Genomic DNA, 21,050 nt, shown 5'->3' with positions numbered 1-21,050 from the left:
GATTTAGTGTACGAACAACGCAATCAGGATAATGATTGGAATTGGGATACCAATGAACCACAATAATAATGAACGCATAATAATCTCCTGAATTAAAAGTTAACAATCACCTTGCAAATTAACGCACAAACAAAGCAATCAAGATGATCAGCGGAATAGGCACGCCTAAAAAGAAAAGTAGTAATGAACGCATATTAATTCTCCTGACAATTTAAAAAGCTGGGCCTTGCTGAGTAAGCCCAAGCTTGATCAGCGAGGGCTTAACAAACTAATTACGCATCGCGGCAGCGACCACCCCATGTGGCGGCCAGGCTAGCTGAGAAAGCGCCGATCAACAGGGAAACAAACAACCATAAGCTGATGCCAACTGAAGCTTTACGAGCTGTATCAGCGGCTTCTTTAGCTTTCAATTCAACTTCTTTAGCTTTGTCTTGCACGGTAGTGTAAATCTGGTTCACACGGGCTTGAGCTTCTTGTTGAGATAAACCGGTATGCTGAGAAACCAGTTGAGCAAGGTAAGCTGAGTCTTCAGCAGATAATGAACCGTTGGCAACTGAAGTCGCAATGATGCGGCTTACTTCAGCGCTAGGCACCGACTCTTGCTGGGTATTCGCAATCGCTGGATGCGCAGCGTGGGAAGATGGATCATGATCAACAGAGTCTGTCGCAGTATTCGCAGGTGCTGGTCTGAACAAAGAGTCTACGAAATAGGCAGAAGCACTACTTGCTTGCTCGCCAGCCTCTTCACCCATGCCAGTATGAGCCGCAGCTACCACACCTGCTGTCGCAGCACCGCCTGCAACGCTGGCAGTGGCCTGCACTCCTGTGCTCACTATAGAGCCAACGACTGACGTTAGCAGTGTCGCGGTTACTAATGTAGCCACACTCCAGGAAATAAAACCGTGCGCGGTATCACGGAAGTAGACTTCATCAGGGTCTGTGTCTTGCCATCTGACACGCAGGCGGCCTGTCAAATAGCCACCCAAACCGGAAGCTAATGCCTGGGTCACAGTGATCCAGATAATGGCAGCAATACCGAATGTAGTAGCGGTGACACCATCATGCGACCATGGTGAAATAGAAGATAAACCCAGCCCTGTACCCAGGATGAACAAGATAAGCGAAATAACCGCAGCAGCCACTGCGCCTAGCAGGATTGCGGCCCATGAGATCGCACTCTTATTAGTTGCATCGACATGCGTGAGGTTTGTTGGGCGACCCGACGACGGGTCAGTGGATAAAATAGCTTGTGCCATGATGTAGCTCCATAAATTTATAATTAAGTTTTTATTTGAACCTGATGCATACTGCTACTGGACTTGATCAAAAACCTGGCAAAAATGACCGGTATCAAATCAGCCCTATCAGCGAAAAAATGAGCATTAGAACGAGTACTGAACCTATGATGCCAATCGGGTAATAACCCCATTTGGTACTGTAAGGCCACGCCGGGATTGCAAAAAATAAAGCGATAATAAGAAGTCCAATCAAAATATTACCGAACATGATCCCTCCAGAATCGCAAAAATCAACAGAAGATTGAACGCTTTATTGCGGGTGTTACGCCAAGTAGCGCCGCAATCATTTCACTACAATGTATCGTGTGTCATACCCAGTAGAATGAGGCTTAATCATGCGGATTTATCGGAGGCTGCTCCATAGCATTTCCACTGAATTTTTTGTAGGAATCGTCGGACGCCAGCTACAGCCTTAGATCAAGTGGATATGCTTAACATCGACACTTTCTTAAGTGTGGTTAAGTTATGATTTGGAAAACAGCTTGATGATATTAGGCGTGAGTTGTTGCTTGCTGCCCAGGTAATGTTTCCAGGGGTCATTCGCCAGCCCGGACAGCCGTTCAGAGATATTCGTGATATTGAAAGTATCGGCCTGTATGCCCGCGCCTACTTCTTCCCAGGCGAGCGGTGTCGCTACCGGCGCACCAGCGCGTGCCCTTGTGGAATAAGGCGCAATAGCCGTCGCGCCTGAACTGTTGCGAAGGTAATCTATAAAGATGCGCCCTTCCCGTTTCTTTTTGGAAATACTGGCGGTAAACCGGTCCGGTATTTGCGCCTCAAGATAGTCGGCCACCCCGTGCGCAAATGCCTTGATCACGTCCCAGGGATATTCTGCCTTGATAGGCACTTCCACATGCAAACCTTTACCACCCGTGGTTTTCACAAAGCATTGCAAATCGACTTCTTCCAGCAAGCCCCTCAATAACAGTGCCGCTTCGGTGACTTTTTCCCATGCCAGTCCGGGGCCCGGGTCCAGGTCAAAAATCAAGCGGTCTGCCAGGGCAGTGACCGGATAGCGTGAGCCCCAGGTATGTAACTCCAGCACACCTAGTTGTACCAGCTCTATGATGGCGGGCAGCTGGTTAGCGACAAAGTATTCGGCGGCCTTATTGGCCGGGTCAAGCTGTATGGCCTGCACATGTCTATGGTTATCTTTGCTGACATGCTTCTGGAAAAAACAGGTTTTGTCGTAACCATCCGGGCAGCGCACAATAGAAAGTGGCCTGTCCTGCAAGTAGGGCAATATCCAGTCTGCGACATCGACATAATGGCGGGCAACATCGCGCTTGGTGTAACCATCTTCCGCATACAATATCTTGGCCGCATTGCTAAGTTTGATACCTGCAATGTGCGATCCGGTAGAAGCTGCCTGGCGTAATGGGCCTGCTTTGCTGGACGCCGGGCTGGCCGATATGCTTGGTGGCGCGCTGGCAGTTTGTGCTGGCTTCTCTGCAATCTCCTGCCTGATAAGCTTGGCGGGCTTGTCGTCGCGCAGGCCGACAAAACTGGCATGCCGTGCCAGACCACCACTGGTCCACTGGGCAAACTTCACTTCTGCCACTAATACAGGTTTCAGCCAGTGCACGCCTATCGCATCGCGGCCACTTGGCGGGTTTGCAAATGCGGGCTTGCTGGCGCCTAGTTTAGGGAAATTAGCTGCAATCATTTTCAGGCTATCGCCGTTAAAACCGGTGCCCACCCGTCCGGCATAACGTAAATGTCCTTCCTCATCATAGGTGCCTATCAGCAATGCACCGAATAAATCACGGCTGCCAGCCGGATCGGTATAGCCTGCCACCACAAACTCCTGGCGCATGCCACATTTGATCTTTAGCCAATCCGCGGAGCGTTGCTGTACATATGGGCTTTGGGCATCTTTGACCACCACGCCCTCCTGCCCATGCACGCATGCCTGCCTGAAGACTTCTTCTGTGTGGCCGCTGATGTCATCGCTGAAATGAACAGGGCTTTGCGCATCCTGATTGCCCAGCAGGGTACGCAGTAATTCCTTGCGGTCACTGAGCGGCAACTGTGTGAGGTCATGACCGTCCAGGTACATGAGGTCGAATACAAAATAGACCAGCTTGGCATCGTGTCCCAGGCGCATGGCATTTTGCAGCAACTGGAAGCTGACGTGGCCGTCTGGCCCAATCGCCGCCACTTCTCCGTCCAGCCATGCTGAATCTGCAGGTAATGCAGCCAGCGCTTTCACCAGCGCAGGCCATTTGGCTGACCAGTTGTGGCCCTGTCGGGTAAACATATTGACGCTGCCGTTCTCGATCCTGGTCAATGCACGGTAACCATCATACTTTAGCTCTGCCAGCCAGTGCTCACCTGCTGGCACATGTGTGGCCAGGGTTGCAAGTTGCGGCTGGAAGGTGGCGGGCATGGCAATGCGGGTGCTTGTCTTAGCGTTTTTGGTGGTGGTTTTTGCGGGTGAATGTGTAGATGGGTTTGGGTTAGGAGCATGCGTATTCGTGTCAGGTATCGCGCTGACAGATCCGGCAGCCGTTTCTGTGATATGCGCGTCTTTGCCGCTGCGGGACTCCGAATCCTGTTCTTTGATCAGCAACCAGTTGGCTTTATTATCCTTGCCTGCAGCAGCGCCCTTCATGCGTACCAGTGCCCATTTGCCCTGTAATTTATGGCCATGCAGATAGAATTTCAGCGAGCCGTTTTTGTAGCCTTTCACCGGGTCACCTATCGGCTCCCAGCTGCCCTTATCCCATAACATCACATGTCCGGCGCCATACTGGCCGGTTGGGATATCGCCTTCAAACCTGCCGTATGCAATCGGGTGATCTTCGACTTCAACTGCCAGGCGTTTGTCAGCCGGGTCCAGGCTGGGCCCTTTTGGCACTGCCCAGCTTTTCAGGGTGCCTTCCAGCTCCAGCCTGAAGTCGTAGTGCAGATTGCGGGCATGATGCTTCTGGATGAAGAACAACAGTTGTTCACCGGAAGACCCCACCTGGCCGCGCGGTTCGCTGGTGATATTGAAATCGCGCTTTTTCCAGTATTGTTGTAAGCCCATGGCATATCCAGTCAGGCAGAGCGTTTTCGTGCAGGGTCGGCAGCTTTGGTAGCAGCCTTGCTGGCACTGGCCTTACCAGCAGTTTTCGGGCTGGCCGCTTTTGAACCACCCTCTTTTGTATTGGCCGCCCGCATGGTTTTGTCGCCTATGCTGGCTTTGAGCAACTGCATGAGATCGACCACATTGCTGGATTTAATGGCGGTATTCTCTTCCCCCTCATCAGCAGGCTCGGTGAGGGTATGGGTTTGCTTTGCTTTCACTTTTTTCTTCACCAGTTTCAAAATATCCTGACGGAAAGTATCCTGGTATTGGGCAGGCTCCCAGCGCTCGGACATATCTTTCACCAGTGACAATGCCATATCGATTTCCTTGGCCGACACTTGCGACTGTTTACCGGCTTTGGGCTGGGTGATTTCCGGTAGTTCGCGGATTTCTTCCTGGTAACGCAGCAGGTTTAGCACAACCACGTCCTGAAAAGGCATCAGCGCTGCCAGGTGCTGCTTGGTGCGTATCACCACCTGCCCAAGTGCCAGCTTGCCCGAGCGTTCAAGCGTCTGGCGCAACAGGGCATAAACCTTTTCGCCACCTTTGCCTGGCACCAGGTAATAGGGTTGCTCAAAAAAGAACACCGGGATATCGCTGGTATCTATAAAAGACAGGATATCAATCGTCTGCGTGCTTTCGGGATTGGCGCGGCGCAAATCTTCGTCGGTCAGTACCACATATTCGTCTTTTTCATAGGCATAACCTTTGACAATATCCTGCTGCTTTACTTCCTTGCCGGTCACCTTGTTGTAGCGCCTGTAGCCAACCGGCGCAAAATCACGCTTATCCAGCAGGTCCAGGTCTATGCCCGCACTGCTACTGGCAGAATGCAATTCAACCGGGATATGCACAAGGCCAAAACTGATGGCACCTTTCCAAATCGGGCGGGACATAATGAACTTTCAATGGACAGATTGGGAATCATCTCGTTTAGTGAATTTCACCCGTATCGGATTTGGCTGAAACTAGTGTAGGAAAAGGATGAAAACTCAACAACCTGTCATAAAACGCATGCTGAATAACGCACAGTCCTGCTTGACGCGTATTAAAAAAACGTGAAATCTTCCCGTGCATAAATTTATCTACGAAAAGATAGTGTGGTCATTGAGAAAAAAGCGTATATTGAAATTTGCCTCTTGCAGGCAGTCTTGAATATCTCCTCTTTGTAGCCATGTGAGGCCCTGAGTAGTTTTCCAAGTATGTTTGTTCTGAATCTCCCTCTCGTGCTCCTCTAGTAGTTCATTTACTTCTGCAGCATGCGATTGATTTCGCTGGCTAACGTAACACGCAGTCCGCGTGGGTGCATCGGTGATTGCTGTATATACTCATCCATTCTTCCCCCGCTTAAACCTAGTAAAGGTCAAGTTATGGATGAAAATATATTGTTCAGCCATGCTGATGTAAAAGTCAGTCGTGAGCATTTAGATGTGCATGGAAAAATCTATCCGGTGTCAGACATTCATCTTGTCGAATCCCGCCTGGTTGAACCAAAACGCATCACGGCGTTAATTCTGCTATTCAGCGGCATGACATTGTTACTTGATGAAGGCAGTTTATTTGCCGTGGGTGGCTTTTTAGTACTGCTGGGAATTGTATTTTGGGTATCTGGTGGCAGCAAGTATTCAGTGGTGATTCATACGGCTGGCGGAGAACATCGCGTGATAACCAGTAATGATCGCTTGTTCACTGAAAAAGTGATCACAGCGCTGGATACCGCCATGCTCAATAATGGCTCGCCAATAGTAACGAGCTTGCAATCAGCTGCTGAAACTTCTTTCCGGGATAATAATAAAGATATTCGTTTTGGCGCTTCGTAGGTCTGTTTTTATTAAACACAGACTCTAATGAACCCCGGAAAAGTACCTTCCACTTTAAGCTGGCTGGGAAATCCCTATCAGCGCATCGGTAGCCGCCAAGCTATCCGTCAGGGCAAGGTCAGCCAAAGAAATGATGCCAACCAGCTGGTATTCGCTGTTCAGCACCGGTAACCTGCGCACCTGAAATCGTTTCATGTAACTCGCAGCATCTTCTACCGTCTGATCTTCATACATATAGCGTGCTTCGGTTCCGAGTAACTGATTAATTCTAGTATTGTCCAGCGACAATCCACGCGCCACAGCGCGGATGGTGATGTCGCGGTCTGACAGCATGCCAATCAACTCACCATTATCGCAGACAGGCAAGATGCCTAAATCATGCTCTGCCATGGTTTGTGCCGCACTGCGTAGGGTATCGTTGGGGGAAGCGACAATTACTTCTGGGGTCATTATCTGGCTGATCAGCATGTTTTATCCTTGTCAAAGTGAGCGTGCCAACTTTGGTTTTAAAAGCGTGCCAACTTTGGTTTTAAAGTTGAAGCACCGTTAGATCAATGATAAGGGTCTGCGAGTATGTACATTATCAGCAGGCGACTGATTGCCGTGTCAGATGTTGATTCAATTGCACGCAGATTCATCTGACAAGGCAATCCCCAGCATTTAGTCTATGGTCACCAGCTGTTTATCTTCCATGGCTTTCGCACCTGGAATCAACACCACTTTCCGGCAGTCTTCTTGCTTGTTGTTGAAGATGTCATAGCCTCTGGCCGCATCTTCCAGCGCCATTCTATGAGTAATGATATCGGCCGGTTGCAATCTACCCTCTTCAATAGCTTCGAGCAACTCACCCAGGTAGCTATGCACATGGGTCTGGCCCATTTTAAATGTGATGCCTTTATCAAAAGCATCGCCTAATAAAAAGCCATGAATAAAACCGGAGTAGACCCCTGGGATACTGATGATGCCGCCACGGCGGGTGGCCGCTATACATTGACGCAATACCTGGCCACTACTTGTTTCTAGTTTTAAGGTAGTCAGCGTGGTTTCAACCAGACTGCCTTTGGCTTCAAAACCCACTGCATCAATGCTGGCATCTACGCCTCTGTATCCGGTGTGCTGGATGATCAGATCTGCCGGGTCTTCGTTCTCATCAAAATTGATACTGATGGTGTCATAGGCTTGCTGTGCAAAATCCAGACGATACTGGTGATGATCAATCATGAAGATGGTTTCCGCACCCAGCATGCGGGCACAGGCCGCCGCCATCAGGCCGACTGGTCCCGCACCAAAAATGGCAATTTTTGAACCGGGCACCACATCCGCATTCAGAACTGCCTGGTAACCGGTCGGCAAAATATCGGTGAGGAATAACACCTGCTCATCTGCCAGTGAACCTGGCACTTTAAACGGGCCTACATTACCATGCGGCACGCGCACCAGCTCCGCCTGCCCGCCAGGCACGCCGCCATACAGGTGGCTATAGCCAAACAGGGCAGCTGGTGGTTTGATATCTTTTTTGTTCAACGACGCGCCACGATCAGGATTGGTCGTTTCACACGCGGCATACTGGCTTTTTTCACAGAAAAAACAGTGTCCACAGGCAATCACAAACGGAATGATCACCCGATCTCCTTTTTTCACATTGGTCACCGCAGGGCCCGCATCTTCTACTACTCCCATAAACTCATGGCCGAGGATATCACCGTCTTTCACTTCTGGGATTTTGCCGCGATACAAATGCAAATCAGAGCCGCAGATAGCGGTAGCAGTGACCCGCAGAATGACATCATCCTCTTGAGTCAGGACAGGATCAGGAACGCTCTCGACTCGAACATCGTTGCTTCCATGATAGGTGAGTGCGCGCATAGAAAATCCTTAGATAAAGTTGAAATGTATCGGGCTGATTGATAAGGGTCAGTGTTTCACCATAGCCAACCAATCGCTCAACTTTAAAGAGCGCAAATAATAAGCATAAGCGTGCTATCTCTGATACTTTTGTAGGTATAGCTAATCCTTACCTACTAGACATTTGGTGATTGAAAGCACGGATAAAAGCACGCTTCTCACTGACTGACAGGTGAATCAGAGAGGCACTGACAGTCAGCATTCTTGTTTACCCCTACACTGATTTCAAGTTCAACCATAAAAAGGAAATCGTCATGTATTCAGTCAAACGTTTTGTATTGGGTTCAGCCTTGCTAGGCTTGATATTTATAAGCCTGAATGCCAGTGCCAAGGATATTACTTCATCAGATAAACGATTCCTGAAGAATGCCGCTGAAGGGGGCAATTACGAAGTGGAAGGCAGCCAGCTGGCACTTAAGAAATCAAAAGATGCGGAGATCCTTAAGTTTGCCAAGATGATGACTGAAGACCATACGCAGGCAGCGGCGAAGGTAAAAGAGCTAGCCGCTAAACGTGGAGTGGAACTTTCAAAAGAGCCTAGCCTGATACAACAAGCAAAACTGAAATACCTTGAAACCAAAGAGGGCACCAAATTTGATAAAAGCTATGCCGCAGGTGTAGGTGTTTCTGCTCACGAACAAACCATCAAACTGTTTGAAGATGCAGCTGAAGATGCCACTGATCCTGAGATCAAGAGATTCGCGACTGACACCCTCCCAGTATTGAAAAAACACCTGGAAGAAGCAAAAAGAATTGATGCCCGAGTGAACAAAGATGACTAATGCGTGAAGTAAGCGTTCGCAGATTATTCATCTATCAGTCATTCAAATTGTTCCCTTCCTCAATACTGTTGAGGGAGGGAACATGTTTTAAGCGCATGCATCCATGCACTGGATTTTACCGCTGTCTCGCGGCAATGGCTGCCTCGATCCAGTCTTCCAGGTGGTCACTGATATAGGCATATACCTCTTTACTGCTTTCACCTGGCGGGTCATAGGTCTGGACAATGGAAGATAACTGCCTGCCATCGGGTAAAGTGAGTGTAGCAAAAGGGTCCGGCCCGGCAGAAGATTCCTGTTGATGCTGATCAAGCAATCTGTGGATGCGTATACCTAACAGGCCTTTGCCACTGCTGAGGGATTGTTCAATTTCATAATTTACCCAGCAACTGTCGGCCGTTCGGGCGCCAATCAGCACAATGGTACAGCTGCGCCCATTCAGCTGATCATCTATCCAGTGCCTGATGGCTGCCTCATCACCCTGCTTGACCCTTTCCCAAGTGTTATCCTTTGCTGCCTGATCACCTTCCACCACGCCGATATTGCGCACCATGGAAGCACGCCAGCAATCGTTTTCGTAATCAAAACTATAGAAGACCCTGCGCGCCATACCCGACCCTGTGAATTTTAAAGCCCGGATAGTACTTTAAACTGAATGGCGTTGAATATCTAATTGAAGATGCTGTGTATTGCCGGAAAGAAATCAGAAAGAGGAAAGGGATTTAGTCATTAGGACTTACTGCGTGGCTTTGGTATTCATATAGGAAAAATGCGTATGAAACATGCGTGCGAAATCGATATCGGCCAAATCTGCCTGCGTGCCATAACCATGGTCCAGGGCCAGGGTCAACGCCGCACCGCCAGGTGAAGGCACTGGCAACACACTGGCATTCGGATGATAAAATTTAAAGATGGCATGCTCTGTTTCCACACCTTCCATGCCGCCAATAAACACGGCACCTGTCAGGTCCTGGCGAGAGAGCATTTCCTTGCGCATATGCAATACACTGGCCTCGCGGTCTCCGGCCACGGCATTGGTAAAAATCGCATTACCGAATTTCCGGTTTTCTTCAGGGTAATCATCCTCGAAAAACTTGCTTTGATATAGCACCACCGCATCTGCATAATCGACGCCCAGATCTTCACAGATGCTCCATAGCATAGGCGTGATTGCCGGGTGCCCGCCCCAGATGATCTGATGCTGCCGGATGATGGCGATAACGATTTCACGGACTGCGCACTGGATCAGGAACGGATTGGCAGTCTCATGATAAGTGCCACGATGCTTCAACGGCACACTGGCGGAAAGAAAAATCGCCCCCATACCTAATGTCTCCACTTCGTAAATTGTGCACTGGCTTCTGTAGCTTTGATCCAACGGGCGGCTTGCACATGCGTCTTCAACCAGTCCAGGTGCTTGAGCCCCTCCTGATGCAGCCCCACCGGGTCGTAAATCACCGCCACAGAGTGGTGCGGCGAGTATTGATACGCTTCTTCGAGGTTGAACGGAACCGGCACCCCTACCGTAGGGTAAACCGTCAATTGTTCACCATTAGGCAACAGCAGATGCACGGCTTTGTGCGCACTCATGCCCAGCATTTTGCCGCCTATGGCCTGGATGGCAATGCGGATGCTGCTGATCAGATTGACTGAGCGCACCGCATGGTTCTGGCTGCGGATTTCTTCAAGTTGCTGGCAAATATTAGCCAGGGCATCTTCTGCCATGCGCCCGGAATCAGGCGTGATATCTGATGCCGAAAGTTGTACGACACTGGCGGTGGATGAACGCAGGGAATTGGCAGCATCTGGCCAGCACACTTTCATCACACTGATGCCTTTTGCCAGCACCCGGCCAAACTCTGCATTCGTCCAGCGATTTTCAAAATAGTCGGGCGTGTCTAGCATCAGTAATACATCCGAATCATACAATCTATGCCATGACAGGGCTTCCACCTCTTCAGCCGGTGCCGTGCCCTGACTATCGAGGAATACATCAAACTGCCGCTCTGACAGCACATTAAACAGTTGCGTCGCCACCACAGCAGCCTCGTCGCGACGATAACTGATAAATACCCGCCGGTGGTGGCGTAATAAACCCACACTTTCCAGCAAGGCAGTCGCGATAGCTTCGGCGCCCGCTTCTAAATAGCTCAGGTAATTCAGGGGCTGCAATATTGCAGGCAACTCGATATGCGCCTGATCGACGCTGGAGACGACGGGTAAGATAGGAACACCGCGTTGAAGCAGTTCTTCCAGGTTGGCAATATCTGCTGGCTGGCCACCAAAAAAAACAGCGGCAGCAGGTTGCAGTTGATGCGGTTTGAATGTGGTTGGTAAGACTTCCCAAGCCACATCGTGCCCTAAACGGAGATTGAATGTTGCCAATGCTGCAGCAATCCCTTCGCTGAGCGTACTGAGTTGAACCTCAGTCGGTGCGCCTAGCACAGCGAGTTGATACAGGAATGTCATGACAGGGCATTCATTTGATATTTCTCTCAGGGGAGTTATGCAACGATGTCATCATTTTAATGATTGCATGGATACTAACCTTCATACTTCACATCCTTTAGTGATTAATTACATTCCATTTTCAGCGTTTTATTCAACTTCTTCAGCTCGCACAACAATAAATTCTTCTTTATTTTGATGTAATAGAAGTATCCCGCCAGAAACAAACTAATTAATCTTGCGCAATATATTATAAACAAACAGATTAATGATGCAGATTAGTTGCTCATCTCAGTAGCCATTCAACGCTGATATGCATGTAAGAATTTACCGACAATTGAGAAGATCGCATACATCTGCAAAAGATAAAAAAAGGATGTGTAGAACACATCCTAAAATGACCCGGCGAAAGTGAATCACCGGACATCATCATGAATCAGTTTTTCTTGTCAGTCTTATTACCAGACTTGGCATTGTCATTAGCGCTACCTGATGCATTTTTACTTTTTTCATTTTTGTCACTTTGCCCTGCCTTTGAATCTTTATCGCCAGACCCACTACCGGATTTTGATGCGCCCTGCTTGTTAGCTTGTGTTGTAGCCATGATATTTCTCCTGTTCGCCTCCAGATAATGACCCACTGCCTCAGGTATCTGGAAAGACGGGAATGAGGTGAAGCAATGTGTGACTATCTTATGGGGAGAGTGATCATGGGATTATCCGTACATGGCTGATTGCATCGTCAGACTTTCATTCAAACACATTGTTTAATTAGCATAGTCAGATAACGCCGCCCAGTGCTAATCCGATGAGCATAGTCAATAAGGCGCCAGTCACCCAGGTAGGACAATATCCCCACCTTGCGCTGTAAGGCCAGGCTGGCAAAAAGGCAAATAAAGCGACTATGTTAATACCTATGAGTAGCGTACCTAGCAAGTTGACCTCCTCAAATCAAACCAGCTACGCTTGGGAATTAAGCAATTTCCAGTGATTGATTTTTAAATGCATAACACTGGATATTGCTTGATTATCGCTGCATATACTATAGAGCTGCCACTGAGACGCTTGTCAGAATTGATAGGCATCCGGTAGATATTCATTCACAATCCCCATGCAAATTCCAGGAAGTCCTACACTTTAAAAATCACCGGCTTCCCACTTTTCAGCCTGTCGCCGCACAAATCCGCTACCAAACCCATTAGTAAAGAAGTGACCTGCTGCAATAAGAGGTTGTAATTAACAAGATTTAATTTAGGATGACGCCCTGTTAATTTGTTTTTTTGAATATTATTGGAGCATGCCAGTCTAAAATTGCACTAACGGTATGTGCTTGGCCTGGCAAAGAGTAACTGGAAATATGAACGAGCTACACATCAAACAAGCTAAAGCTGCATTACAAACCTTGCCTATTCTGACACTCTGCATTTTTATTTCTTTCGTGGTTGCCCTATATATCAAGACCGGGCTTTCATCCCTCACAGTGGCAATTCTGATGTCTACAATATTAATGACTGCTTATGGTATCTGGGATTTGCATACGACCTCGAAAAGGCAAGTCTCGATTAACAGGCTTAAAGGCCGGATTACGGTTTTGAGCGTGACCATCTTTGGTCATCAACGCATCAGACATTACCCCATTCAATATTTCAGTGCCGTGAGGTCTTATATCACTACCGATAATGCGGCAAAAAACATGGTCGAACTGGTCACAAATGATGGCAAACGAGGTTTACTTTTATCCAGCTTCTCATCTAATGGTAAAAAACGCTGGCCTCTTGACGGAGAAACCGAAAATCCGGATGCCGCAGCATTGGTAAATGTTGTCACAGCATTTATACCTTTGAAGAATCTGGGATTCGTAGGCAAGCGATTTGAAACCGACTCGGTAGAGAAAGAGAAGGGCAACTTTTTCAGCAAGCTATTCTAGCGTTGCGCATGCACTTGCTTCTTTGGGAGCGGTTGTAAAAACGATCGGCTTCGCTTTATGTGTCCTTTGCTATGCCATATCTGCTTAAATACGTGTCGCTGATTTCGAGAAGCGTATCAAATTTATTTTCAAGGCGTTTGAAGTGATGGCAATCGGGCTTCCACACAATTTATAATTAGCCCGATTCAACGCTCTTCTGAAAACATTGCCCGCTTCAATATATTTTTCCGGGTCTTCAAGCAAAACAATCAGCAGTTTTTGTTTTTGAAACTCCCATATCCCGAACCCGGTAATTTCTGACCTCGGAATAAAGCCAGCTGAAACACCACTACCATTATCATAGATGCCCTGGCTATTCAAAACCAGGCCGGGCTTCTTATCAAAAAACTTGATGATGGCAACGACCATTCCCAGGCCGAACAATATGATGGCAACCAGCCCGAGTCCGTGAATGAATTCAGGACTGTTAAAACGACGCTGACTTTGAATTTGCACAGCATCCAGGGAAAACATCCACCATCCGAGCCAGACAAACACAATTGAAATGAGCAAGAGTACTACTATTTTACTTTTGCTCAGTTGAATGATTTTTTCATCCGTCACCGACATACCACCCCCCTGTTTTCTGAATAATGAATGCAGGCGACTTAACATGCGCCGCCTCTTTTATTTAAAGATACCCTAATGTTTTGAGCGCACGCAATACTTAAGAATAGCGAAGATGTATGCCAGGTTTTTATACTGCCACTCCCAGGTTTTAAATCGTATTGATCAAAAAAGTGTGTGAGATCACAACTTGAAAACAACGCCTTTAAAAATGAAGTCTGAAATAATCATTATCGCGAAAGTAAATAATCATAAACCCCAATTTCAATAATTCCCTTTTAGTCACAAAACCAGTTAGACTGCTTGTTTTAGCAGGTATTTTTTAAATAACAAAAACAAAAGATTGAGTTCTTTTAAAACACGGTAATCCATTTACCGGTAACTGAACAACGGAGATAAAGATGAGTCAGGAATCAGCATTGCAACTCACTGAAGTGATTAAAGGGAATGAAGAGGCTTTGGTAGATGAATTGATTTTAGCCATGAAAACTAAAGTCATTCGATTTGACCGGGTGGCCGAGGCAGAAATCAAACAGCAGGCAGCGCAGTTGCTGACGTTGCTGGAAACAAATATTCCAAAAACGACCACTTACAACCTGAATGAAGCAATTTGGGCGGAAACAAAACAACTTCTGACTGAGTTTTCACATTCCAGAGTGAAACAGGGGTTTTCGCCTGCTGAAACCGCCGGGTTTATTTTCTCTTTTAAAGAGCCTATTTTTAAATTGCTGCGGTCAGCGCTTAAAGACAAGCCTGAGCAGCTGGCAGAGGAAATGGCAATCACCACCTCCTTATTCGATCATCTGGGCCTGTTCACAATTGAGGTATACCAGAAAGCGAGAGAGCAAATCATCGCGCGCCAGCAACAAGAACTGCTTGAATTATCAACCCCGGTTGTTCAGTTGTGGCAAAACGTGCTGGCGTTGCCACTGATAGGCACACTGGATAGTGCGAGAACCCAGGTGGTGATGGAAAACCTGCTGCAGAAAATTGTAGAAACCGGTGCATTGATCGCCATTATTGATATCACCGGGGTACCGACTGTGGATACCCTGGTAGCACAGCATCTGTTGAAAACGATTGCTGCCGCCCGCCTGATGGGTGCCGACTGTATCATCAGTGGGATCCGTCCTCAGATTGCCCAAACCATTGTCCACTTAGGTGTGAACCTGGAAGATGTCATTACTAAGGCAACGCTGGCCGATGCTTTCGTGATCGCCTTGAAAAAAACAGGGGCATCTGTCACCAATCCTATCGCAGTTTAAGAGGGCATTATGGAACGCATTCCAATATTGAGGATGGGCACACTGTTACTGGTGACTATCCAAGTCGATATGCATGACCGGCTGGCCATGACATTACAGGAAGATCTAACCGATCGTATTGTCAAAGACCGGGCCAAAGGGGTATTGATCGACATTTCAGCGCTGGATATCGTCGACTCGTTTATCGGGAGGATGATCAGTAATACGGCTGCCATGGCGAAAATCCTGGATGCGAAAACCGTGGTGGTTGGCATGCAGCCTGCCGTGGCGATTACGCTAGTTGAATTAGGCCTGGCGCTGGAAGGTGTGATTACCGCGCTCAATGTTGAGCGCGGCATTGCCATGCTAGAACAAAACGCATGAAAGGCTTCCCACACTGTCAGAAAATTACCCTTGGTACTTAAATGAAAACAGCAGAATCAGGCGCCGTGGTGATGCCTTTGTATAGCGACGAAGATGTTGTCCGCTTAAGAAAACTGGTACGCGAAGAATTAGCAACTTTAGGCTTTGGCATTGTTGACCAGACCAAAATGATCACGGCAGCAAGTGAACTCGCCAGAAACACCCTCAAATATGGCAAAGGAGGCGAGTGTCACTTAAACAAACTGAATGAATCGGCAAAAATCGGTGTTGAACTGTTGTTCACAGACGATGGACCCGGCATAGAGGATATTGCATTGGCACTGACTGATGGCTATACCAGTGGTGGCGGTCTAGGATTAGGGTTGAGTGGCGCAAAAAAGCTTTCTGATGAGTTTCATCTGGAAACGCAACCCGGTCAAGGGACGCACGTTACGATTAGAAAGTGGAAGTTCGCATGATGGTTTTAGGCACACAAAGTTGCCACAATGTGGGAGAGCTCAGCGAAGTGTCATCGGCACGCAGGGCAGGTGTCGAGATGAGTCGTAAACTGGGATTTGATGACGTGCGCTCTGGAGAGCTGGCCATCATTATTACCGAGGCAGCGACCAATATAGGCAAACATGCAAAATCGGGACAAATCTACCTTAGAGCGATTTCAGAAGGTGATAAACATGGCATAGAGGTGCTTGCCGTGGACTCAGGACCTGGCATGCGCGATATTGAAATCAACTTTATTGATGGGAACTCTTCCACAGGGACCTCGGGTACTGGCCTGGGAGCCATTAAAAGGTTGGCGCATTTTATGGATATTTATTCTGAGCATGATAAAGGCACCGTGCTGCTGATGATCTTATGGGCAGATCCTGAAATCATCTCAGAAAATTTTTGGGAGATTGGCAATATGTGCCTGCCGATTCCTTCTGAAACAGTATGTGGAGATTCCTGGATTGCCGTAGGCTCAGAAAATGGCTTGAGTGTATTGGTCGCTGATGGATTAGGTCATGGTCAGGGCGCGGCAGAAGCCTCGTTATTGGCGGTGAAAGCCTTGCAAGACGATCCAGCACTATTTCCTGCCAGAGTGATGCAAAATAGCCATCTGCTCATGCGGGGTAGCCGCGGTGCGGCAGTGGCTGTGGCCAGAATTGATGCAATCGCGAATGAACTCAGATATTGCGGTATCGGCAATATCGCCGGATGTATATGCTCGCAGAAAAGTCGTCAACATCTGATCAGTCATAATGGTATCGTCGGCAATAACATGCGTAAAACACAGGAGTTCCTGCACAAATGGACGGATGATTCGATTGTGATCATGCATTCCGACGGCATAGGCACAAAGTGGTCCATTGAACATTATCCAGAGCTTGAAAATCGTCATTCATCCGTGATTGCGGCTGTGCTGCACAGAGATTTCACCCGTGGCAGAGATGACGCCACCATTGTGGTCTTCAAGCGAATACTAAATTAGGTTCACATGTCTATCAGATTTCTCGCTTTAAATATCGAAACAGAACTGGATGTGGTGGCTGCGCGCCAGCGTGCCAGGGATATTGCCGGCATCTGTGGCTTTGCTTTGCAGGACCAGGCGCGCATTTCTACCGCCGTTTCCGAACTGGCAAGAAATGTGTACAACTATGCCGGGAAAGGCAGGATCGAATACTCGATAGAAGGATCCACCGTTCCTCAGTTATTAAAAATAGTGATTGAAGATAAAGGCCCGGGCATCCCGCATATCAAAGAAGTGTTGTCTGGAGGCTATCAATCCCCTACCGGTATGGGGGTGGGGGTGATTGGCGCAAAAAGATTAATGGACCGTTTTGAAATCACAACAAACAGTGCCGGCACCACAATTATTCTGCGCAAATTCTTGCCGAGTTCTGCGCCTTTGCTCACGCCAATGATGGTTGGAAGCTCGATTTCCAACCTTTCAGAACTGGCACCGAATATCTCATTGTCCGAAGTACAGCATCAAAACAGGGAGCTCCTGCGCACCCTGGATGAATTAAATGCAAGGCAAAAAGAATTGCTTTTGCTCACACAGGAGCTTGAAGATACCAACCGCGGTGTTGTCGCGCTATATGCCGAACTGGATGAGAAAGCCAGCCATCTGCGCCGGGCGGACGAATTAAAGTCCAGGTTCCTTTCAAATATGAGCCATGAGTTCAGGACACCGCTTAACTCCATCAGGGCACTGGCAAAATTATTATTAGATAAAATGGATGGCGATTTGACGGCAGAGCAGGAAGTGCAAGTCGAATTCATTATGAAAGGTGCAGTTTCTTTAAGCGACCTGGTCAATGATTTACTGGATATCGCCAAAATTGAGGCTGGCAAAACCGAGATCAAACCGACTACGTTCTATGTCAGTGAAATGCTGAGCGCATTGCGGGGCATGCTCAAACCGCTATTAGTTTCTAACAAACTGGCCCTGAATTTCACTTTTCCCGAAGAAGATATCGAGTTGTTTCAGGATGAGCCCAAGCTGTCGCAGATCCTGCGCAATTTCATCTCAAACGCGCTGAAGTTCACTGAGGCTGGCAGTATCGATGTCAGTGTGTTTATCACCAAGGACCAATGCGTTACCTTCTCAGTAAAAGATACCGGCCTGGGCATCTCTCCAGAGCATCTGGAGGTGATATTCGAGGAATTTTCCCAGATAGAGAATCGTTTGCAGAAAGACGTCAAAGGCACAGGCCTGGGCTTGCCTCTCTGTAAAAACCTGGCAACGCTGCTCAAAGGAAAAGTTTCGGTTGAAAGCACGGTTGGTGAAGGTTCTACTTTTTCGGTGACGGTGCCTGCGCAGTTTAAAGTCATCAACCCTGTGGAAGCGCTCAATCCGGCATTAGTGGCGTCGGATAATCGGTTGCCCGTCATGATCATCGAAGACGAGGATTATGAACAATTATTGTATGAGCGCTATTTAGCGGACAGCGAATTTAAGGCCATCCCTGCGCGCTCCCTGCGGGAAGCCAATGCCTTATGGGGTCAGGTGAAACCGGTAGCGGTGCTACTGGACATTTTACTTAAAGGGGAAGACTCCTGGCGCTGGCTGGCGGAATTGAAACAGGACAACCAACGCCAGCATGTGCCGGTCATTGTAGCTTCAAGCGTAGAGGATGAAAGAAAAGGGCTGGCTTTGGGGGCAGATGCCTACTACCACAAGCCTTTGCTCAAAGCCGATTTACTTAGCAGCTTAAGGGAATTACTTCATGTGCAGCAGGATGATTCTTTAGAAGCGTTAGTCAACACTAAAAAATCGAATATTGATGCAGCGATGCATGCTTCGGATACTTCAAAATGAAAGACTCTCAACCAAGAGCGCTTGGAATGATCAGGAATCATGCGCTGAGTGATTTCTTGATCCTGAATGTCGATGACACAGATGCGACCAGGTATGCAAAATCGAGGGTGCTGACTAAAGCAGGATTCAAAATCATAGAAGCCTCCAACGGCACGGATGCGCTGGCTTTAGCCAGAAGTAAGCAACCGGACCTGATTTTACTGGATACCCGCCTGCCGGATATTAACGGGTTTGAGGTTTGCAGAAGATTAAAATCCGAAGCTGAGACTGACTCGATTGCCATCCTGCAAACCTCTGCCTCTTTCATTACCCTGCTGGATAAAATCAATGGTATTGAATGCGGGGCTGATAACTATCTGTTTGAACCGATAGAGCCTGAAGAGCTGGTAGTCAACATCAAAGCCCTGCTTCGCTTAAGCCTGGCGGAAAAAGATGTACGCGAGATTGATAAAAGAAAAGATATCTTCCTGGCGACGCTTGCGCATGAACTGCGCAACCCTTTAGGCCCGATCAGAAACTCGATCAAACTGCTTAAAATGCTGGATACCACACTCAAGCCAAAAGAGCAGGAGTTGCTGGAGATTATCTCCCGCCAGACTGACCAGATGGTGAAGCTGGTCGATGATTTACTGGATGTATCGCGTATCTCTCAGGGAAAGATCTCGCTGGATATTGAGACATTAAAAGTCAGCGATTTTGTAGCTGCAGCGGCAGAGGGGAGTAGCAACTTAATCAGCGATCGCGGACATACCATTACGCTCAATTTCCTCCCGGAAACGCTGTGGGTATCGGGAGACAAGGTCAGACTCATACAGATCATCAGCAACCTGATTAGTAACGCCGCAAAATTTACGCCTAACGGCGGATTGATTACCGTCGATGTAGTTAAAGATGCACAATCTGTTCTGATTAAAATCACGGATAATGGCATCGGGCTGAATAGTGATCATCTGCACAATATTTTTGACTTGTTCGTGCAGCATGCACACACCGAAGAGCGCGCACATGAAGGCTTGGGCATCGGGCTGGCGCTGGTGAAAAATCTGACCGATCTTCACCATGGTGAAATCCATGTCACAAGCCCCGGCACTCATTTGGGCAGCACCTTCACATTGGCCTTGAAGCTGGTCGACGCTCCGCAAAGCGAAGTGCAGCCGGCAACCACTCAAACGTTGCCTAGAGTCAATGCACGCGTGCTGGTGGTGGACGATAATGAGGATGCCGCCAGCACGCTCTCAGCCTTATTAGAGTTAGCCGGCAATGAAGTGAGAACCGCTAACTCGGGCAAACAAGGCCTGGCCGCGGCGAAAGACTTTCAACCCAGCATTATCTTCCTCGATATCGGGCTGCCGGATATGACGGGTTACGAAGTCGCGCAAGAGATTCGCAAAACAGACCAGATCAGCAAATGTTATTTAATTGCGTTGACTGGCTATGGTACCGAGGCTGACCGAAAAATGGCTCTGGATGCGGGCTTTGATCTACATCTAACCAAACCACTGGATTACGAAAAAATCGAGTCGATTAACCTGGGGCTTTAATCACCTGGGGCTTTAAATTTTAGGATTAAAGATTAATCTAGGGCTGTCATCCTTTTATCCAACCTCAAGCAAGATTGGATATCACAATCCGCTCTTGTTCCTTTGAAAATTTCGCGCCTTGGCAGATCAGCTGGATAGCATCCCAGTCAACAAATTTGGCATTTCCATTCGCAGGCTTACTTTCGCCAACTGCAGGTTGCATGGTCATTTCAATCACTAATTCCCCTGCCACCAGCTCAGCGGAGAGCGTCACTTTTGTTGCTTTGTCAGTGATGTCTATAAAGGTGAGCAGGCAGGCAGCCAAGACATGCCTTAGTTTGCTCACCTTGATCAAAGCCTTTGAATCAATCGTGTTTTCAAAAGAAACATTGCTGGTATAAATATCCATTTTTAACAAATCCAGGCACTCTTCCACCACCGCATTCAAAGCCTGCAAGCTGTGGTCATCAGGCGTTAACCAGCTGAAAAGATCAACTGTGGCATCGGTAGCAGAGTTCAGCGACTCCTTGAGTTCCTGTAGCCTTTTTAACAGAAACTCAGGCTCTGTTTGACCAGATTGTATTTTTTTACCCATCAAATGGGAAAGCAAAGAAATCGGTTGCATACGCCCCAGCATGCGGTGACGGAAACCCGGCGAAAGGCGTTTGATAATCTCAAATCGGAGTGCTAATGCGGAGGAATGATGAGAATTGGTCGGCATGATGATTTTTATTGATTAAGGCTAA

Annotated in this window: 22 protein-coding genes; 9 read left to right on the top strand and 13 right to left on the bottom strand. The window is 47.9% G+C overall.

What is annotated here, in order from left to right; genetic code table 11:
- Positions 1–272: 272 nt before the first annotated feature.
- From ACFQ2T_RS11050 to ku, 4 genes are all read right to left on the bottom strand, one after another.
- Positions 273–1,256 (bottom strand): hypothetical protein, encoded by a 984-nt coding sequence (locus ACFQ2T_RS11050; RefSeq protein ID WP_379034377.1) that lies wholly within the window; start codon positions 1,254–1,256, stop codon positions 273–275.
- Between the two features lie 94 nt (positions 1,257–1,350).
- A complete protein-coding gene (locus tag ACFQ2T_RS11045) occupies positions 1,351–1,506 on the bottom strand; it encodes a DUF3309 family protein (protein ID WP_379034375.1) in 156 nt (51 codons plus the stop codon).
- A gap of 255 nt (positions 1,507–1,761) precedes the next feature.
- A complete protein-coding gene (gene ligD, locus ACFQ2T_RS11040) occupies positions 1,762–4,329 on the bottom strand; it encodes a DNA ligase D (RefSeq protein ID WP_379034373.1) in 2,568 nt (855 codons plus the stop codon).
- A gap of 11 nt (positions 4,330–4,340) precedes the next feature.
- On the bottom strand, positions 4,341–5,267 hold the full coding sequence (gene ku, locus ACFQ2T_RS11035) for a non-homologous end joining protein Ku (protein ID WP_379034371.1): 927 nt from the start codon (positions 5,265–5,267) through the stop codon (positions 4,341–4,343).
- 474 nt (positions 5,268–5,741) lie between these two features.
- Between ku and ACFQ2T_RS11030 the strand changes: the two genes are divergently transcribed.
- Complete coding sequence (locus tag ACFQ2T_RS11030; protein ID WP_379034369.1) at positions 5,742–6,191, top strand: DUF6232 family protein; 450 nt, start codon at positions 5,742–5,744, stop codon at positions 6,189–6,191.
- A gap of 54 nt (positions 6,192–6,245) precedes the next feature.
- Here the strand turns inward: ACFQ2T_RS11030 and ACFQ2T_RS11025 are convergent, their stop codons facing one another.
- Together ACFQ2T_RS11025 and ACFQ2T_RS11020 are read right to left on the bottom strand one after the other, a co-directional pair.
- Positions 6,246–6,641 carry a CBS domain-containing protein gene (locus ACFQ2T_RS11025; RefSeq protein ID WP_379034367.1) on the bottom strand — a complete coding sequence of 132 codons (396 nt, stop codon included), beginning with the start codon at positions 6,639–6,641 and terminating at the stop codon, positions 6,246–6,248.
- Positions 6,642–6,851: 210 nt separating this feature from the next.
- Complete coding sequence (locus ACFQ2T_RS11020) at positions 6,852–8,057, bottom strand: zinc-dependent alcohol dehydrogenase (RefSeq protein WP_379034365.1); 1,206 nt, start codon at positions 8,055–8,057, stop codon at positions 6,852–6,854.
- 293 nt (positions 8,058–8,350) lie between these two features.
- Between ACFQ2T_RS11020 and ACFQ2T_RS11015 the strand changes: the two genes are divergently transcribed.
- A complete protein-coding gene (locus ACFQ2T_RS11015) occupies positions 8,351–8,878 on the top strand; it encodes a DUF4142 domain-containing protein (protein ID WP_379034363.1) in 528 nt (175 codons plus the stop codon).
- A gap of 115 nt (positions 8,879–8,993) precedes the next feature.
- On the opposite strand, the gene ACFQ2T_RS11010 is transcribed toward ACFQ2T_RS11015, so the two are convergent.
- The 5 genes from ACFQ2T_RS11010 to ACFQ2T_RS10990 form a co-directional block, all read right to left on the bottom strand.
- Entirely contained in the window at positions 8,994–9,485 is a 492-nt protein-coding gene (locus ACFQ2T_RS11010; RefSeq protein WP_379034361.1) for a TIR domain-containing protein, read from the bottom strand.
- Between the two features lie 126 nt (positions 9,486–9,611).
- The gene (locus ACFQ2T_RS11005; protein WP_379034359.1) at positions 9,612–10,199 is read right to left on the bottom strand and encodes an SLOG domain-containing protein; all 588 of its coding nucleotides are present in this window, start codon (positions 10,197–10,199) and stop codon (positions 9,612–9,614) included.
- Positions 10,200–10,201: 2 nt separating this feature from the next.
- The gene (locus ACFQ2T_RS11000) at positions 10,202–11,344 is read right to left on the bottom strand and encodes a toll/interleukin-1 receptor domain-containing protein (protein WP_379034357.1); all 1,143 of its coding nucleotides are present in this window, start codon (positions 11,342–11,344) and stop codon (positions 10,202–10,204) included.
- Between the two features lie 415 nt (positions 11,345–11,759).
- On the bottom strand, positions 11,760–11,927 hold the full coding sequence (locus tag ACFQ2T_RS10995; RefSeq protein WP_379034355.1) for a hypothetical protein: 168 nt from the start codon (positions 11,925–11,927) through the stop codon (positions 11,760–11,762).
- Between the two features lie 175 nt (positions 11,928–12,102).
- Complete coding sequence (locus tag ACFQ2T_RS10990) at positions 12,103–12,258, bottom strand: DUF3309 family protein (protein WP_379034353.1); 156 nt, start codon at positions 12,256–12,258, stop codon at positions 12,103–12,105.
- A 421-nt stretch (positions 12,259–12,679) separates the two neighbouring features.
- On the opposite strand from ACFQ2T_RS10990, the gene ACFQ2T_RS10985 reads away from it, so the two are divergent.
- Positions 12,680–13,249, top strand: a complete 570-nt coding sequence (locus tag ACFQ2T_RS10985) for a hypothetical protein (protein WP_379034351.1) — start codon at positions 12,680–12,682, stop codon at positions 13,247–13,249.
- A gap of 84 nt (positions 13,250–13,333) precedes the next feature.
- Here ACFQ2T_RS10985 and ACFQ2T_RS10980 read toward each other — a convergent pair whose 3' ends face one another.
- Positions 13,334–13,903 carry an STM3941 family protein gene (locus tag ACFQ2T_RS10980; protein WP_379034349.1) on the bottom strand — a complete coding sequence of 190 codons (570 nt, stop codon included), beginning with the start codon at positions 13,901–13,903 and terminating at the stop codon, positions 13,334–13,336.
- Positions 13,904–14,256: 353 nt separating this feature from the next.
- Here ACFQ2T_RS10980 and ACFQ2T_RS10975 point away from each other — a divergent pair, with 353 nt between their 5' ends.
- From ACFQ2T_RS10975 to ACFQ2T_RS10950, 6 genes are read left to right on the top strand one after another with little or no spacing between them, the layout of a single operon-like run.
- On the top strand, positions 14,257–15,120 hold the full coding sequence (locus ACFQ2T_RS10975; protein WP_379034347.1) for an STAS domain-containing protein: 864 nt from the start codon (positions 14,257–14,259) through the stop codon (positions 15,118–15,120).
- Positions 15,121–15,129: 9 nt separating this feature from the next.
- Positions 15,130–15,483 carry an STAS domain-containing protein gene (locus ACFQ2T_RS10970; RefSeq protein WP_379034346.1) on the top strand — a complete coding sequence of 118 codons (354 nt, stop codon included), beginning with the start codon at positions 15,130–15,132 and terminating at the stop codon, positions 15,481–15,483.
- A gap of 41 nt (positions 15,484–15,524) precedes the next feature.
- Complete coding sequence (locus ACFQ2T_RS10965) at positions 15,525–15,941, top strand: anti-sigma regulatory factor (RefSeq protein WP_379034344.1); 417 nt, start codon at positions 15,525–15,527, stop codon at positions 15,939–15,941.
- Complete coding sequence (locus tag ACFQ2T_RS10960; protein ID WP_379034342.1) at positions 15,938–16,951, top strand: ATP-binding SpoIIE family protein phosphatase; 1,014 nt, start codon at positions 15,938–15,940, stop codon at positions 16,949–16,951. The genes ACFQ2T_RS10965 and ACFQ2T_RS10960 overlap by 4 nt, the downstream gene beginning before the upstream one ends.
- A 6-nt stretch (positions 16,952–16,957) precedes the next feature.
- Positions 16,958–18,784, top strand: a complete 1,827-nt coding sequence (locus ACFQ2T_RS10955; protein ID WP_379034340.1) for an ATP-binding protein — start codon at positions 16,958–16,960, stop codon at positions 18,782–18,784.
- 26 nt (positions 18,785–18,810) lie between these two features.
- Positions 18,811–20,325, top strand: coding sequence for a response regulator (locus ACFQ2T_RS10950; protein ID WP_379034338.1), 1,515 nt, complete (start codon positions 18,811–18,813; stop codon positions 20,323–20,325).
- 64 nt (positions 20,326–20,389) lie between these two features.
- Here ACFQ2T_RS10950 and ACFQ2T_RS10945 read toward each other — a convergent pair whose 3' ends face one another.
- Positions 20,390–21,025: a hypothetical protein gene (locus ACFQ2T_RS10945; RefSeq protein ID WP_379034336.1), complete on the bottom strand. Its 636-nt coding sequence runs from the start codon at positions 21,023–21,025 to the stop codon at positions 20,390–20,392.
- Positions 21,026–21,050: the final 25 nt, after the last annotated feature.

Source organism: Methylophilus flavus (genome assembly GCF_042678905.1).
In the GTDB taxonomy this organism is placed as follows: Bacteria; Pseudomonadota; Gammaproteobacteria; order Burkholderiales; family Methylophilaceae; genus Methylophilus; species Methylophilus flavus.
The sequence above is the reverse complement of the archived record's forward strand: the minus strand, read 5'-3'. Positions and strand labels throughout refer to the sequence as shown.